This window comes from Flavobacterium olei (genome assembly GCF_039749035.1).
Taxonomy (GTDB): Bacteria; Bacteroidota; Bacteroidia; order Flavobacteriales; family Flavobacteriaceae; genus Flavobacterium; species Flavobacterium olei.
The window spans coordinates 198019-215323 of record NZ_JBDKWC010000006.1 but is presented as its reverse complement, the minus strand read 5'-3'; the positions used below and the strand labels follow the sequence as shown (position 1 = coordinate 215323).

13 protein-coding genes are annotated in these 17305 nt (G+C 34.7%); 11 read left to right on the top strand and 2 right to left on the bottom strand.

What is annotated here, in order from left to right:
* Positions 1-54 precede the first annotated feature (54 nt).
* From ABEB31_RS16900 to ABEB31_RS16850, 11 genes are all read left to right on the top strand, one after another.
* Positions 55-2169, top strand: a complete 2115-nt coding sequence (locus tag ABEB31_RS16900; protein WP_347052830.1) for a TonB-dependent receptor plug domain-containing protein — start codon at positions 55-57, stop codon at positions 2167-2169.
* 16 nt (positions 2170-2185) lie between these two features.
* Positions 2186-3265, top strand: coding sequence for an HmuY family protein (locus ABEB31_RS16895; protein WP_347052829.1), 1080 nt, complete (start codon positions 2186-2188; stop codon positions 3263-3265).
* 278 nt (positions 3266-3543) lie between these two features.
* Positions 3544-5022, top strand: coding sequence for an SGNH/GDSL hydrolase family protein (locus tag ABEB31_RS16890; protein ID WP_347052828.1), 1479 nt, complete (start codon positions 3544-3546; stop codon positions 5020-5022).
* An 89-nt stretch (positions 5023-5111) separates the two neighbouring features.
* Positions 5112-6434, top strand: a complete 1323-nt coding sequence (locus tag ABEB31_RS16885; protein ID WP_347052827.1) for a GDSL-type esterase/lipase family protein — start codon at positions 5112-5114, stop codon at positions 6432-6434.
* 8 nt (positions 6435-6442) lie between these two features.
* Positions 6443-8125 carry an MBOAT family O-acyltransferase gene (locus ABEB31_RS16880; RefSeq protein ID WP_347052826.1) on the top strand — a complete coding sequence of 561 codons (1683 nt, stop codon included), beginning with the start codon at positions 6443-6445 and terminating at the stop codon, positions 8123-8125.
* Between the two features lie 478 nt (positions 8126-8603).
* On the top strand, positions 8604-9965 hold the full coding sequence (ffh, locus tag ABEB31_RS16875; protein ID WP_347052825.1) for a signal recognition particle protein: 1362 nt from the start codon (positions 8604-8606) through the stop codon (positions 9963-9965).
* Positions 9966-10107: 142 nt separating this feature from the next.
* Positions 10108-10995 (top strand): bifunctional 5,10-methylenetetrahydrofolate dehydrogenase/5,10-methenyltetrahydrofolate cyclohydrolase, encoded by an 888-nt coding sequence (locus tag ABEB31_RS16870; protein ID WP_347052824.1) that lies wholly within the window; start codon positions 10108-10110, stop codon positions 10993-10995.
* 378 nt (positions 10996-11373) lie between these two features.
* Positions 11374-12300: a magnesium transporter CorA family protein gene (locus tag ABEB31_RS16865; protein ID WP_347052823.1), complete on the top strand. Its 927-nt coding sequence runs from the start codon at positions 11374-11376 to the stop codon at positions 12298-12300.
* 443 nt (positions 12301-12743) lie between these two features.
* Complete coding sequence (locus ABEB31_RS16860) at positions 12744-13358, top strand: hypothetical protein (RefSeq protein ID WP_347052822.1); 615 nt, start codon at positions 12744-12746, stop codon at positions 13356-13358.
* 4 nt (positions 13359-13362) lie between these two features.
* On the top strand, positions 13363-13653 hold the full coding sequence (locus ABEB31_RS16855) for a winged helix-turn-helix domain-containing protein (RefSeq protein ID WP_229354810.1): 291 nt from the start codon (positions 13363-13365) through the stop codon (positions 13651-13653).
* Positions 13654-13711: 58 nt separating this feature from the next.
* Positions 13712-15100: a DUF4153 domain-containing protein gene (locus ABEB31_RS16850; RefSeq protein WP_347052821.1), complete on the top strand. Its 1389-nt coding sequence runs from the start codon at positions 13712-13714 to the stop codon at positions 15098-15100.
* A gap of 47 nt (positions 15101-15147) precedes the next feature.
* On the opposite strand, the gene rluF is transcribed toward ABEB31_RS16850, so the two are convergent.
* Positions 15148-15978, bottom strand: a complete 831-nt coding sequence (gene rluF, locus ABEB31_RS16845) for a 23S rRNA pseudouridine(2604) synthase RluF (protein WP_347052820.1) — start codon at positions 15976-15978, stop codon at positions 15148-15150.
* 322 nt (positions 15979-16300) lie between these two features.
* The gene (locus ABEB31_RS16840) at positions 16301-17161 is read right to left on the bottom strand and encodes an alpha/beta fold hydrolase (RefSeq protein ID WP_347052819.1); all 861 of its coding nucleotides are present in this window, start codon (positions 17159-17161) and stop codon (positions 16301-16303) included.
* Between the last annotated feature and the right edge of the window lie 144 nt (positions 17162-17305).

Here is a 17305-nt window from a genome sequence, read left to right as displayed (position 1 = left end):
GAATAATTAAAAATAGTTATATATTTGCCTTGTTATTAAGACTGAATAAAAATAATGAAAATAAAAAATACCTTGTTTGCCGGCTTGCTAATTTCAACCTGTTCTTTTGCACAGCAGAGAGATACAATTAAATCGGCTGAAAAATTATCAGAAGTTGTGGTTACAGGACAATTTGAACCTCAATCTATTAAAAAATCTGTTTTTAATGTTCGGGTGATTTCCAGCAAAGACATTCAGAATCTGGCGGCGAATAATTTATCAGATGTGCTAAATCAATACTTAAATATTACCGTTAGACCAAGTGGAACAAGTGGTCGCTCCACTGTTTCTTTATTTGGATTAGATGCTCAGTATTTTAAAATTCTGGTTGATAATGTGCCCTTAGTAAATGAAGGAGGTCTTGGGAATAACACAGATTTGTCACAAATTAATTTGAACGATGTAGAAAGAATTGAAATCGTAGAAGGTTCAATGGGCGTAATTTATGGTGCGAATGCAGTGAGTGGAGTTTTAAACATAATTACAAAAAAATCTTCTCCATATAAATGGAATATAACAGCTTCTGTTCAGGAAGAAACGGTAAAAGATGAGTATGCTCTATTTGATAAAGGTCGTCATATCCAATCTTTAAGAGCCGCTCATACAATAGATGGCAATTGGTTTGTAAGTATTGGAGCTAACCGCAATGATTTTCAAGGTTTTTTGGATGATAAAAACGGGAAAGATTATTTCGAAAATGATCAAACAAGAGGTTACAGATGGCTTCCAAAAGAACAATTAAATGGTAATGCTTTAATTTCATACAGCAAAAATAATTTTAGAATATTCTATAAATTCGAATATCTGGATGAAGATGCTGATTATTATAATACAACAGTTCAGTCTGGTTATACTGCTTCTTTGGGTTCTTATCGTTATGCTAATGACAAGAGATACTTAACCAACAGATATTTCCATAATCTAAATGCTTCTGGCAAAATGTTTGCCCGATTAAACTATAGTGTTTCGCTTTCACATCAGAAACAAGAACGAAATGTGGAGGATTTCTGGTATTATCTCTACACTAAGACCGAAGCGAATAATACGACTGTGAAAGATCAGTCAATGGAGGTTCTTTATTCTACAGGAACTTTAAGTAATTTTTTTTCCAGTAAAAAGATCGATTTACAGATTGGTTATGAGTTTGCAAACAATCAGGGTTTTGCATTGGTTCAGGAAGGAAATAATATGTATTCTCCTGTTCGAAAAACATTAGAAAATTATGATTTTTTTGCCTCTTCGGAAATTATGGCAACATCACGATTTTCTGTACGACCGGGTTTGCGTTTTTCAGCTCAATCGCAATTTAAAGATCAGTATGCCTCTTCTCTAAATTTAAAATATTCATTTGATGGCGATTATGAGTTGCGCGGTTCTTACGGAACTTCATTTAGAACACCAACTTTTGATGAGCTTTATACTAAGCAGATTTTTGATGGTCACTTTTTTACCGGTAATGAAAATCTTATTCCGGAGACAAGTACTTCTTATGAGGCGAGTCTTAAAAAATCATTTTCGATTAGTTCAGACTTCAAAACTTCAAGCACATTTGCAGGAAGCTTCTTAGATGTAAATGACCGAATTGATATGGCTCTGGTAAGGTTTAACCCTGATACAGGAAATCCGGAATATCAATACATCAATATTAGTAAATATAGAATGTGGAATTTTTCTACAATGAATCAGTTTATGATTGGCAAACTGAATTTTAATCTTGGCGCTGCTCTTATTGGCGTTTCCAGAAAAATAGAAAATCTGGTTTTTGCTTCAGACAATAAATATCTCTATTCTTTTAATATTAATAGTAGTTTTTCATACCAGCTTCCAAAGTGGAATACCATTTTTTCTGCCTTCTACAAATACAACGGCAAAACTCAACAATATATTGAAGGATCTTCCTCTTATGTTTTATCTGAGGTTGATCCCAGTCATTGGCTGGATGCTTCAGTTCGTCAGGGGTTTTTCAAAAATCAATTAGAAGCTACCATCGGAGCCAGAAACATTTGCAATGTCACAAATGTTAGGCAAACCAATACAAATCAGACTGCAGGGCATGCTGGTTCATCAGAGATGATGCTGGCTTACGGGCGTTCTTATTTTATAAAATTAACCTATAATCTTAATCTTTAAATAAATATTTATTACCATGAAAAAGACAATTCTATTTCTATCATTCGCATTATTAACACTTGGAGCATGTTCCAGTGACGACGATACAGCAGTTGAAATACCTTCTGTAGGGGCAACAATTCCAGCTTCTGTCGGAGGAGGAAATCAGCCAAATCAATTGTACTTAGATTTAAGTACCGGAGAATCTAAATCTGTAAACAGAGCTTCTTGGGACTTTGGTTTTTCCGGCGGGGCAGACTTTAGAGTAGTAATTAATGGTTCGCTTAAAATGGCAGTTAAAAAATTAGCCACTTCAGATATTACACTTGTACAGGAAAGCGATGCTAATGTGACTGTTGGTGCGGGCACAACGGCAGCTTCAAATGGATTCGTTGATAATCCAACCGGAGTATTAGCGGGTGCTGGTTTAGGAATCGGAACTGCGATTGCTGAGATTTCTGCAACAGATGCAGACAACAAAGTTTACTTAGTAAATTTAGGAAATGCAGTTTCTACTTCAAAACCAACAGTAGGTTCTGTGATTGTTGACGGAGAGGCAAGAGGGTGGAAAAAAGTAAGAATTTTGAGAAGTGGAAATGGATACAAAATTCAATATGCAGATTTAGCTTCTACAACTTTTACTGAAAAAACAGTTTCTAAAGATGCTGATTTTAATTTTACATTCTTCTCCCTAACTACAGGAAACACTGTCTCTGTTGAGCCGCAAAAGGCAAAATGGGATCTAAACTTTACCACATTTACAAATTACCTGAACACGGGAACTGAAGTAACTTACGGATATTCAGATTTTATTGTTACTAATATGAAAGGTGGAACTCAGGCTTATCAGGTACTAACTACGGAAAAAACGTATGAGGCTTTTACTAAAGCAGATGTTGCTGTAGCAAACTTTACTGCTTCAGCAACAGATCAAAGAATAATCGGTGCAAACTGGAGAAATGGTGGTGGACCAACAACTTTGCCAAGTATTAGAACAGATCGTTTTTATATTATTAAAGATGCTGCAGGAAATTATTATAAAGTTAAATTCCTTACAATGGTAAACGCTGCAGGAGAAAGAGGAAATGTAACTTTGGAGTATGCAATTTTAAATTAAATCTTAGATGAAAATCCAAAACAATAAGATTATTTCATTCTCAAATGCAATGCAACGCATTCAAAATTTAGTTAATCATTAGCTTTGTTTTTTTTATTTTTTTTTTGATTAAGAGGTTAGATTCGTCTAGCCTCTTTTTTTTATCTACTTTCTTGTTAAAATGAAAGAGAAACAAAATGTTATTCTATCTTTGCACAAGTTTTTTCTGCAGTAAATTAACCGTGATTTTAATTGGTTTAGTTTTTGTTTGCAGTTCTTCAAATTATTATAATTATTAAGTGAATACAAAATCTTATTTTTTTCAGTCTTTTGCTATTGTGGCTTTGGCACTCGTAGCTTTTATTGGGTTTAAGCAAATCCTGCCGGACAAAATATTTCCTGAGAGTAAACTCGATTCTAAAAATATACTGATAGACAGTCTGCTTTTAGAATCTGTTGCCGAAGACTCTTTAGCGGTCGATAACGACAGTCTGGCGGCAAGCGAAAGAGCACTCAATAAACAAAAAATTGTCTTTGATGAAACAGAAGGAATTGAATTTCCCGCTGAAACTTTTGAGACTTACAAAGGGTATCAATATCTCATTCATTTTTATGAAAGATTGTATCAGTTAGAAAAAAATCCGCAGAATAAGGTTAGAATTGCTTACTACGGAGATTCCATGACCGACGGAGATTTAATTGTGCAGGATGTTCGAATGAACTATCAGGAGCGTTTTGGCGGAAACGGAGTGGGCTTTGTTTCGATCAGTTCTGAGTCTGCAGCTTCCCGTGGATCTGTAAAATCAACGTATTCTAAAAATTGGAAAGCACAATCGTACCTGAATGTCAAAAGACCTACAAGCCCTTTTGGCGTAAACGGCCATGTGTTTTTTGCAAATGATAAAACCAATACTACCTGGGTTCAATACGAGGCAGGATTGAATAAATATTCTACAACATTAGACAATCCGACTTTGTTTTATGGACGTGCTTCTAAAACAGGAAAAGTGAACTTTATTATCGGAAAAGATACGTTAAGAAAAACGTTGTCACCGAATAATTTAGTCAATACCTTAAAAGTTTCCTCCGGAAGTTTAAAAGCATTTAAAGCTAATTTTGTGCAGGCTGATTCGATTCCGATTTACGGATTTAATTTTGATAATGGAAGCGGTGTTCACGTAGATAACTTCTCGCAGAGAGGAAATTCCGGACTGCCTATTTCGATGTTTAATGCTGAGGTGATGAAAGCTTTTAATACTAATCTGAAATACGATTTAGTAATACTCCATTACGGTACCAATGTTTTAAATTACGGAACAAAGAACTATTCCTGGTACGAAAAAGGAATGACAAAAACGGTGAATAAAATTAAAGAATCGTTCCCGGGAGTTTCTATTTTAATTGTTTCTACAGCAGACAAATCCACCAAATATGATTTGGAAATGAAAACCGATTCGGCAGTTGTTCCTTTAATGAAGGCACAAAAACATTATGCCCTTGAAACCCAATCTGGATTCGTAAATTTATATACACTCATGGGTGGCGACGGATCGATGATTAAATGGGTAGAAGAAGTTCCTGCAAAAGCCAATAAAGATTACACTCATTTTAATCAGCGTGGTGCAAAGGCAATTGGGAATTTATTATACGGACAATTAAATAAAGGTTACGAAGAGTATAAAGTGCTTAGGGAAAAAAGAGATGCTGATGCAATTAAAAGAAAAGCGGCCAGAAAGACTAAGGCCGATTCCGTCTCAGTAACAAACGACAGCCTATGATAAATAAAATCATTATTTTCTTTTGTTGTCTTTTTTTCTCAACAAATGACAAGACGCCCAAAACAGATTCTCATGTAACTTCAAAAAATATGATTCAAAAAGTAGATACTGCTGCAAGTGAGATTTCTTCTGATGATCCCATTTATAATGCGAAAGTGTTAGAAGGCTTTTTTAAGAAATTAAAAGAGAATGAAAATCAGAAAAATCAAAAGATCAATATTGTCCATATTGGAGATTCCCACATTCAGGGAGATTTAATGACAAATGAAATCAGAAAACGTTTGCAGAGTCAATTCGGAAACGCAGGAAGAGGTTTGGTTTTTCCTTACCAGCTGGCAAAAACAAACGGATCTTACAATGAGCGCTTTAAATCCAACAGAACCTGGGGAAGTTATCGAAACATTCATCCCTTTAAAAGTAATCCAGTTGGTTTGACCGGTATTGGACTTTGGAGGGACACGGGAGGATTTGTAGTCGAAATGAATGTAAAAGATCCGGCATATAAATTCAATACAATCAAAATTATAACGCCTCAGAATCAGGATATGTTTGATCTGGCTATTTCTTCTAAAATCAATTCCATTCAGACAACAGAAAGAAAAGTCATTACGCATAAAATTAAGAAAGGTGAGGTATTGGGCAGTATTGCAGACAAATACAATGTCTCGATTGCTGAAATCAAAAGAGACAATCGTTTAAAGTCAAATGCTATTAGAGCAGGCAGAACTTTAAAAATTGCGACAAACGAAACCAGAGCAAAAACCATTTCGATGTCTGAGTTTGTATCTCTGGATATGCAGTCCGATTCTTTTTCACATTATTATAATTCAGAAAATGCTTTAAACCGGATTTTTTTGATTCCGAATAAAAAGGCTTCCAATTTTGAGTTAAACGGATTGATTTTAGAAAAAGATTCACCCGGATTAATTTACAGCGGAATTGGGGTAAATGGAGCCAAATTTTCAGATTATAATAAATATCCATTGTTTTTTGAGCAGTTAAAATCGCTTCATCCTGATTTGTTGGTTTTTTCGCTCGGCACAAATGAAAGTTATGATAAACTGGAATCCGGAAAGTACATTCAGGAATTAAGAGAATTTATCAGCAATATAAAAGCACAAAAAATAGAGGCTTCCATAATTGTCATGACGCCGCCTCCTTCATTATTAAGAAGAAAACCGAACACTTATATTCAGGATTATACCAAAGATATAATTGAAATCGCTAAAAAAGACGGTTTTGCTGTTTGGGATTTATACGATGAATTTGGCGGAATGAGCGGTATTCAACAATTAAAAGTTCAGGGATTAATTGGATCCGACTGGGTACATTATTCTAAAAAAGGATACGAAAAACAAGGTAAAATGTTTAGTGAAGCTTTAGAAAAAGCATACTATAATTATAAAAAATAAAGATCACATTGATAACAATTGAAAGCATCAATAACTGGTTTATTGAAAATTTTGGTGCCATTACAACAGAAAAAGCAGAAAGTTGGTTTGTTTACAATCCCGACGAAAAACTTTTGTTTAATACCGGATTATTCCTGGGCTTATTTCTGGTTTTCTATTTTGTATATGGTTTTTTACGCAAGACATTTTATTTGAGATTAACCTATGTTATTCTTTTTTCGCTTTTCTTTTATTATAAATCAAGCGGCATTTATTTTCTTTTACTACTACTTTCCTCTGTTGTCGATTATGGTTTAAGCCAGATTATTTACAGAGAAAGACGTGATAGCGTAAAGAAGGTATATTTGGTAATTAGTGTTATTTTGAATTTAGCACTTTTAGGCTATTTCAAGTACATGAACTTTTTGATTGTAACTTATAATGACATGTTTAGCGGTAATTTCGCATTACACAATGTATTTCTTCCGGTCGGAATTTCGTTCTATACTTTTCAGTCCATGAGTTATATTATTGAGATATACCGTGAAGAAATAAAACCCACAAAAAACTACATCGAATATTTATTCTTTGTTTCGTTTTTTCCACAGTTGGTTGCCGGTCCAATTGTACGCGCAAAAGATTTTCTTCCGCAGATTTATCAAAAATTAAATTTAACGAAACAAGATGTAAACAATGCTTTGTTTTTAATAATTGGCGGATTAATAAAGAAAACCGTAATCTCCAATTACATCTCGGTAAATTTTGTCGATCGTGTTTTTGATACGCCGCTGAGCTACACCTCTTTTGAAAATCTGATGGCTTCTTACGGATATGCAATACAAATTTATTGTGATTTTTCCGGATATTCAGATATGGCAATTGGTATCGCATTATTGTTAGGATTTAAATTACCCGAAAATTTTAGAACGCCTTATAAATCTACCTCTATTACCGATTTTTGGAGAAGATGGCATATTTCGCTTTCCACCTGGTTAAAAGACTTTCTATACATTTCCATTGGAGGAAACAGATCGGGATCTTTTGCCGGATATTTATTTCCAAGTTTATTTTTCTTCGGATTATTACTCTGGGGTATGGCAAATTATACAACCAGTATAATTCCGTTAATCGTAGCTTTTGCAAGTATTTTACTTTTCTGTTTATCATTTTTACTTTCCAGTAAAAGAAAACAGACTTTAGTAACCAATTTTAATCTCTTTACTACCATGCTTTTGGGCGGATTATGGCATGGAGCAGGAGCACAGTTCATTGTTTGGGGAGCGCTTCACGGATTGGCATTGGCAGTTCATAAAATTTTCATGGAATTCTTTCCTTCCAAAAAAGATAAAAGTCCAAATTTTCTATGGCGATTTTTCTCCATTCTGATTACATTTCATTTTGTGGTTTTTTGCTGGATTTTCTTCCGAGCCAGAGATTTTGAAACCGCTTTACAGGTAATCAACACTATCGGTCAGTTAACATTTGAGCCGGAACTTTGGAAAACAATAGTTTTAGGTTATAAAAATGTATTTGGTTTAATGCTGTTTGGTTATGTTTGGCATTTCTTACCAGAATCATTTACAACAGGAATGAAATCTGTTTTTGATAAAACACCTTTATTAATAAAAGCCATAATTTTAGGATTTGTATATTGGATAGTTTACGCAACAGCGGTAGCCGGTTCTCAGCCGTTTATTTACTTTCAGTTTTAGTCATAGGTAGAAAGGTTCAGAGCTACAAAGGCGCAGAGGTTTTTTCTTCTTGCGCTTTTTTTGTTGCTGCGAAGGCGCTAAAGCACAAAGTTTTTTTTCTCTCGCAGATTTAGCAGATTTATTTTGAGTTTTTGTTTCACGCAGATTCGGCAGATTTTAGCAGATTTAATTTTTTGATTATATAAAAATAGAAATCTGCATAATCTGCTTTAATCATTTTAAATCTGCGTGAAATAACTTTGCGCCTTAGCGCCTCTGCGAGATTTTTTTTCAATAATAAAATCAGCTTTATCTGCTAAATCTGCGGGAGAAAAATAATTAGAGAAATTAGTGCATTTCGTGGCGAAAAAAGCTTTGTGCCTTAGCGCCTTCGTGGCTGAAAAAAAACTTTGTGTCTTTGCAGCTATTAACCTTAAAAATAAAAATTGCCTGAAATATCTAATTAGATTATCTTTGCACTTCTAATAAAGAAAATGATATGTTTGATAATTTAAGTGATAAGTTAGATAAAGCGTTCCATATATTAAAAGGACACGGTAAAATTACAGAAGTAAACGTTGCCGATACCTTAAAAGAAGTTCGTCGTGCGTTGCTTGATGCCGATGTTAACTTTAAAATTGCTAAAGATTTTACGGCAAAAGTAAAAGAAAAGGCGATAGGTCAGGATGTATTGACAACACTTCAGCCAGGACAATTATTAGTAAAGTTAGTTAAAGACGAACTTACTGAATTAATGGGAGGAGATGTTGCCGGTGTAAATCTTTCAGGAAACCCGACAGTAATTTTAATGTCCGGTTTACAAGGTTCGGGTAAAACAACTTTCTCAGGAAAATTAGCCAACTTCTTAAAAACAAAGAAAAATAAAAAACCACTCTTAGTAGCGTGTGATATTTACCGTCCTGCGGCGATCAACCAGTTACATGTTGTAGGAGATCAAATTGGTGTTGAGGTATACTCAGAGCCAGAGAATAAAAATCCTGTAGAAATTGCTCAAAACGCAATTAAGCATGCAAAAGCAAACGGTTTTAATGTGGTTATCGTCGATACAGCAGGTCGTTTGGCAGTAGATCAGGAAATGATGGACGAGATTGCGCGTGTACACAAAGCAATTGAGCCACAGGAAACTTTGTTCGTTGTCGATTCTATGACAGGACAAGACGCAGTAAACACAGCAAAAGCATTCAACGATATCTTAAATTTTGACGGAGTTATTTTAACGAAGTTAGATGGTGATACACGTGGTGGAGCTGCCCTTTCGATCAAATCAATTGTAAACAAGCCAATTAAATTTGTAGGTACCGGAGAAAAAATGGAAGCAATTGATGTTTTCTATCCGGAACGTATGGCAGAGCGTATCTTGGGAATGGGAGACGTTGTGTCTCTTGTTGAAAGAGCGCAGGAGCAATTTGACGAAGAAGAAGCAAGAAAACTGCAAAAGAAGATTGCTAAAAACGAATTTGGTTTTGATGACTTTTTAACGCAGATTCAGCAGGTGAAAAAAATGGGTAATATGAAAGACCTTGTCGGAATGATTCCAGGTGCTTCTAAAGCTATGAAAGATGTGGAGATTGAAGATGATGCTTTCAAACATATCGAAGCGATTATTTATTCGATGACTCCGGGAGAAAGAAGTAAACCGGCAATTATCGACGTAAAAAGAAAAGCCAGAATTGCAAAAGGTTCAGGAACAAAAGTCGAGCAGGTAAACCAGCTAATGAAGCAGTTTGACCAAATGAGCAAGATGATGAAAATGATGCAGGGACCGGGCGGAAAAAACCTGATGAAAATGATGGGCGGTATGAAAGGAATGCCGGGCGGAATGCCGGGAATGCCAAAATAAAAATAATAAAAGTTTCAAGTTTCAGGTTTCAGGTTAAGAGACTGAAATTTGAAACTTTTTTCGATAAATAAATTGCGTTTCGTTTTCAACGTGAAACATGAAACCTGAAACAAAATAAATTTAAACCAGAAACACAACGACAATGCAAATATTAGACGGTAAAAAAACATCTGACGACATTAAAAACGAAATTGCAGCCGAAGTTCAGTCCATAAAAGATGCTGGAGGAAAAGTACCTCATTTAGCAGCCGTTTTAGTGGGAAACAATGGAGCAAGTTTAACTTACGTAGGAAGTAAAGTAAAATCCTGCCAGCAAATTGGCTTCGATTCAACTTTAGTAGCTTTACCGGAAACCATTACCGAAGAAGAATTACTCGCAAAAATAAAAGAATTAAACGAAGATGATAATCTGGACGGATACATCGTTCAGTTGCCATTGCCAAAACATATTAACGAAGAAAAAATACTTTTAGCAATAGATCCGGTTAAGGATGTTGATGGTTTTCATCCGACAAACTTTGGAAGAATGGCCTTAGAAATGGAAACGTTTATTCCCGCTACGCCATTCGGAATTATGGAATTGCTGGAACGCTATAAAGTAGAAACTTCAGGAAAGCATACCGTAGTTATAGGAAGAAGTCATATTGTAGGACGTCCGATGAGTATTTTAATGAGCCGCAAAGGAAATCCGGGAGATTCCACAGTTACATTAACGCACAGCCGTACTAAGAACTTAGCAGAATTTACTAAAAATGCCGATATCATCATTACAGCATTAGGAGTTCCGGAATTTTTAAAAGCCGATATGGTAAAAGACGGAGTTGTAATCATCGATGTTGGAATTACCAGAGTAGACGATGCATCAAACTCAAAAGGGTACGTAATAAAAGGTGACGTTGATTTTGACGGAGTAAGCAAAAAAGCCTCATTCATTACTCCGGTTCCGGGTGGAGTAGGACCTATGACAATCGCAATGCTGTTAAAAAATACACTTTTAGCACGCAAAATGAGAAGCGCACAAAACAAATAATTGTGACCTTAAAATATATTTTAAAAACCTGTTCCATTGAACAGGTTTTTTTATGCGCTAAATTTTTTGAACCCATAGCAATATAGATTTCAAGTATTTGAATAAAAGACAAAAAATGAAACTCATTTCTTCACACATAACTGATACAGGTAAAATACCTTTGCAAAAATAATATGAGCATTCAGCCTGCTTAAAAACCAAGCAAAGCGGTACTTTAATATATTATTAATACTTTAAACTTTCTTCTTCTAAAAATAAAGGATACTTTTGCAGCACCTTAAAAACACTTCTCCAAATGGACGATTATTATTATTCGTTAGTATTAAATTAAAGCAGCTTCTGAATTTTAAAATGCTGCAATAAACCTGTATTTTTGAAATGAAAGCCTTTTACACCAATAACAACGGATTAGTAGAAATCCCAAAATGGACTTCAGACTGCTGGATTCATATCGAAGCTCCAACCGAAGCAGAAAAAATATATTTACTCGAAGAACTGCAAGTTCCCGAAGCTTTTTATAATGACATCGAAGATATCGACGAAAGACCGCGTATCGAAATCGAAGACGGCTGGACGCTTATCATCATGCGTATTCCTGTAAAAAGTAACGATATCAAAATCCCCTTTCATACCGTTCCGCTCGGAGTCATTTTCAAAGACGATATCTGCGTCAGCATTACTTTTGACACCACAGAAATAATCCCTGATTTTGTACAATACTCACAACGTAAAAACATCATAATCGAAGACAATTTAAATTTAGTTTTGAGACTGCTTTTGTCCTCAAGTGTCTGGTATTTAAAATATCTGAAACAAATTAACCAAAAAATCAAACTGGCCGAAGATAATTTAGAGAAATCAATCAAAAATGAAGAATTGCAGGCTTTGCTTCAAATCGAAAAATGTTTTGTCTTTTTTATCACTTCCTTAAAAGCAAATGATGTTTTATTTCAACGAATAAAAAATCTAAAAGCGCACAAAGCCAGTTACGATTCAGAATTACTGGAAGATGTCGAAATCGAACTCAATCAGGCACAAGATACCGCCAATATTTACAGCAACATCCTAACCGGGATGATGGACGCATACGCCTCTGTAATCTCCAATAATATGAACAACATCATGAAGCAAATGACTTCCATTTCAATCATATTAATGATTCCGACATTAATTGCCAGTTTGTACGGCATGAACGTACCAAACGGTTTAGAAGAAAGCAAATACGGAATCTGGGTAGTATTATTCGTTTCTATACTTCTTTCTGTTTTCGGGGTTTTATTATTCAAACGCAGAAGATGGTTTTAAACATAAATCAAAAATAATTCAAAAGCTTTTTCGTTAGAAAGGCTTTTCGTTTTATTATTGGGGCGTGACCTTGTTATGGCAAGCGGGCAAAACACTTTGCGCTCATTCGCCCGCTTGCCATAACAAGGTCGGGCTATCCACGCTACTTCGGTAGCTTGCTCCTATCCCTCACGCTATCCGTTTTCAATATGAAATTCATGATTATATTTTTATAAAAGCATTAAATTTCAGTAAATGGGACACACCTTTTAGAAGATCATTGATAAAAAAATTGCAGCTATTGCACAGCTAAATATCACAAAGAAAAAACCTTTGCGTCCACAGGCTTCTGGACTACGAAAAATCCCTGCGTTTCTTTACAATAAACTATTTTGAAAAAAAACCAGATTTTAATTTGTCAATCCAAAATAAATAATAACTTTGTACTGCAAAGTACTTTAATTATGAATCAAAAGCACCAAGAAGATTTAGCACATATTCGTTCCATGATGGAGCGCTCTTCACGATTTATATCATTAAGCGGACTTTCAGGAGTTTTCGCTGGTCTTTCAGCTTTAATTGGCGGAATCTATGTGTACCAGTTGTTCAAGTCAAACGGGATGGATTATCTACAAGATGAGCATAGATTATATTCGGCAAATTTAGTTTCAGAATTATTTTGGATCGGAATCATAATCCTAATCTCAGCCTTTCTGTTCGGCATTTTTTTTACCATCCGAAAAAGCAAAAAATACAATTTACCCATCTGGACTTCGGCTACAAAAAAGATGTTGTTCAATCTTGCTTTGCCGCTTATTGCCGGAGGTATATTTTGTCTGGCTTTAATCTACCACGGATATTTTGGTTTGGTAGCCCCATCAACCTTAATATTTTACGGACTTGCATTAATAAATGCTGAAAAGTATACTTTTTCAGATATAAAATATTTAGGTTTTTCTGAACTAATTTTAGGATGTATTTCCCTTTTCTACATCGGTTATGGTTTGTTGTTCTGGATCTTAGGATTTGGTATCTTACATATCGTATACGGATTAGTAATGTTCAAAAAATACAAATAACCCAATGGGAATTATTGATAAACTAAATAAGGATTTTGAAAGCCGGGTCAGACTAGGAATTATGTCTGTTCTGATGGTTAACGACTGGGTAGATTTTACCGAGATGAAGACGCTTTTAAATATCACCGATGGTAATTTAGCAAGTCATTCCTCGGCGCTTGAAAAAGCCGCATATATCGAAGTTAAAAAAGAATTTGTAGGCAAAAAACCAAAAACATCCTATCAGGTAACAGATCTGGGGCGTGCCGCATTTAAAGAACATTTGTCCTATCTTGAAAAATTAATGAAATCCTAATATACTATTTTTTTATCCAAAAACTTTGAATTACAAAGTACTTTTAAACCTTAAGACAATGAAAAAACACCAAATTATCCTAGCTTGCAGTTTAATTTTCATACTGCTTTTTTACAACGAATCTGTCGGAATCAATCTTTCTGTTTTTGGCGTAGTACTAACGCTGCTAATTAGTTATTTCTTTCAGGAAAAGTTTGTAGACCGCTCACATCTTGTATTGGTCGTGACATCCATATTGTCCTGCTTTGCTTTTGCGTGGTATGGCGATGCTGCATCTTTTTTTTCTTTGGCATTATCCATACTGTTTTTGCAATTTAAAACCCAGGACGGACAACTGAAAATGATACAGGTTTTTCCGCTGATCTTCTTAAACGGCATTACTTCTCTAGGTCGGATATTTATCTTTAGTCAATGGCTGCCGGAAAGAAAAATTCACAACGATTTTGCTAAAAAGCTCGTTGCTTTTGTAATTATTCCCGTCGTTTTTCTGGGGCTATTTTTTATAGTGTATTCCTTCGGGAGCGATCATTTCTCCTCTATATTTACAGATTATCAGCTGGATATTAAATTCTATCAGTTAATTGCCATGTGCATTTTAGGATTTTATATTTCCTTCAGCTTTTGGAATTACTGGGTTCCGGATGTTTGTTATCCATACAATTCAAAATTGAATAATGATTTTACAAACGTTTCTGAAATCAGAAATCAAAGTACATTTTCATTTTTAGATCTCGAATTTGAGAGAAAAAGTGGCGAAATAACCTTGTTTTTATTAAATATTATGTTGCTGGTTTTTATCGGAACCTATAATTATGAGCAGTTTTTTGAGGTAGTAGAAAAAGCAAATCTGAGTTCGGATACACACGAACGTGTTAATGCTGTTATTTTTTCTATTCTGATGGCAGTTGGAGTAATTCTGTTTTATTTTAAAGGCGGCTTTAATTTTGATGAAAAAGCCGGTTCACTAAAGAAACTGGCTAAAGTCTGGATTTCCCTCAATGTGATTTTGATTATAAGTGCTATAATTAAAAATTCAGAATATGTATCATTTTATGGTTTGACATATAAAAGACTGGGCGTCTATGCTTTTCTGCTTTTGGCTATTATCGGATTAATGGTTTCGTTCCAAAAAATAAGAAGACAGAAAACAAATGCCTTTCTTTTCAATCAGATGATTTGGTATTTTTATGCGACAGTTCTTTTGTGCAGCTATGTAAACTGGGGAAGTTTAATCACCAACTATAATATTTCTGTAAAGAAAGGAGTAGAGCCGGTCTTTTTAAGCGGGTTAAACTTTAATGACGAAACAAGGCGTGCCTATTTTAAAACAAATCATCTGAACGGAAATTATCAGGAAAGTTCGAGAGAGCAAATGATTTCTAATTATCAGAATGAAAGTTTCTTGTCTAAAGCTTTGTATTATGAGTTTTTGGACAAAAAGAAATAAATCAAAAAATCCCATTCATTTTTAAAGTGAATGGGATTTTATATTTTTTAATTATCGCCTCTTTTCTTAAATCGCGGATCGTGTTTAGAAATAAAAGCATTTCTTCTTGTCGGAGTTGGTTTTGGAGCCTGAGTTTCAACTTTTGGAAAACTGGCTTCTTCCGTTTTACTCGATGGTTCAATTAATTGATTTAACTCTTTAATCTCATCATCTGTTAAATCACGATATCGTCCAACCGGAACATCCAAAGAGATATTAATGATTCTGATACGTTTAAGCGCTGTAACTTCATAACCTAAATATTCAGCCATTCTTCTAATCTGGCGGTTCAATCCCTGCGTTAAAATGATTTTAAAAGTAAATTTACTTATTTGTTCTACTTTACACTTTTTGGTAACGGTATCCAAAATCGGAACTCCATTTCCCATTCGCTGGATAAAACGTTCTGTAATAGGTTTGTTCACCGTAACGGTATATTCTTTTTCGTGATTGTTTCTGGCACGAAGAATTTTATTGACAATATCACCGTCATTGGTCATAAAAATCAATCCTTCACTGGCTTTATCCAGTCTCCCAATCGGGAAAATACGTTTTGGATAATTAATATAATCTACAATATTATTTCGGACTTCAAGATTGGTTGTACATTCAATTCCAACCGGTTTATTGAAAGCCAGATAAATCAATTTTTCGTTTTTTTCAACAATTAATTTACCGTCTATGCGTATTTCATCAGCAGCGGAAACCTTAGTTCCCATTTCAGCCACGGCACCATTTAATGTTACGCGTCCTTCTTCAATCAATTTATCAGCTTCACGGCGTGAACAGTAGCCTGTTTCGCCAATAAATTTATTCAGACGTTTTAAATTTTCTTCCATACTGCAAAAGTAGTCAAAAAATGTATTTTAGACTTCAGATTTCAGATTTTACATTCGTGAAAATCTGCACTGTCGCTTGAAGCTTCTTAGCGTTCAAACATTCCGAAGTCTCGTTTTGCATCTGCAATTCTCAAATGATAATTTTTAAAAATTTTATTTCTGCTTTTAGATTGAGCATATCTATGCATTTCTAGATTCGCCATTACGGATACTTTCTTGATCTTCCAGAAAGTATTTTAAGATTGTTGTTTAGACATTTTAGACTTCTGAGAATGAAAGAAAATTTGACTAATCCCAGAATCTCTGAACCTTTGTACCTCTGTTACTTTGAACCTTCAGAAAACAAAAACTCAATCACTTTCTGGTACAAGTCATCGTCATGCATTCCGTGTCCCAAACCGGTAGTTTCAATAAACTGACTGTTTTTCCAGTTACTGGCAATCTTTTTTCCTTCGGCAAATGCAACGATTTTATCTGATGTGTCGTGCGCGATAAATCCAGGGACATTAAATCCGGAAGCAAATTTTTGTCCTGAAAAATCTTCCAGTTTAAAATTGAACCGATCGAGAAATTTGCTTTCTAAGAGGGAAAACATTTTAGTATTCAGACTCAGCATTGAGATATAATTGTCAATCAAAGTTTTTAAATCTGATGGCGCTCCTAAAATTACCATTTTTTTGATACTGGTATCTGGAAACAAATGCTGATGATAAATGCAGGCTGCGCCGCCTATAGAATGTCCGATAATAATTTCGGGCTGGTATTTTTCTACGGCTTTATTAATAAACTCTGCATACAACGGGACATTAAATTCTTTTCCACTGCTCTGACCGTGGGCCGGCGCATCCAATGCAATAATGGTACTTCCTGATTTTTGAAGATGAGGCAATGTTTTTTTCCAGCGTGATGCATTACTTTCCCAACCATGAACCAATAAGATTTTAGTTTCGTTTCCTTTCCAGATGTACGTTTGAAAGTGATGATCATCATGATGAAAAGTTTCGGTCTCTGTATTTTGTAAAATTTTTGGAAGTGTTTCTTTTTGCAGCCGTCCAATTCTGGGCTGGCTAAAAAGTGCGTAGGAGAGTTCCATTGCTTTTTGCGGACGAACATAACTCAGAAAGTTGATATAAGACCCAACTGATTTTAATGTAATGAAACGAATTCCTTTTTTAATTCTCAAAACTTAAATTTTTAATATAGATATGCTTTTAAAAGATTTGCCACGAATCACACAAATTTAGCACGAATTTTTATTCTAATAAGAAGTAAAATAAAAATTAGTGTAATTAGTGAATTCGTGGCAAAAGTGATAATAAAAAAGTCC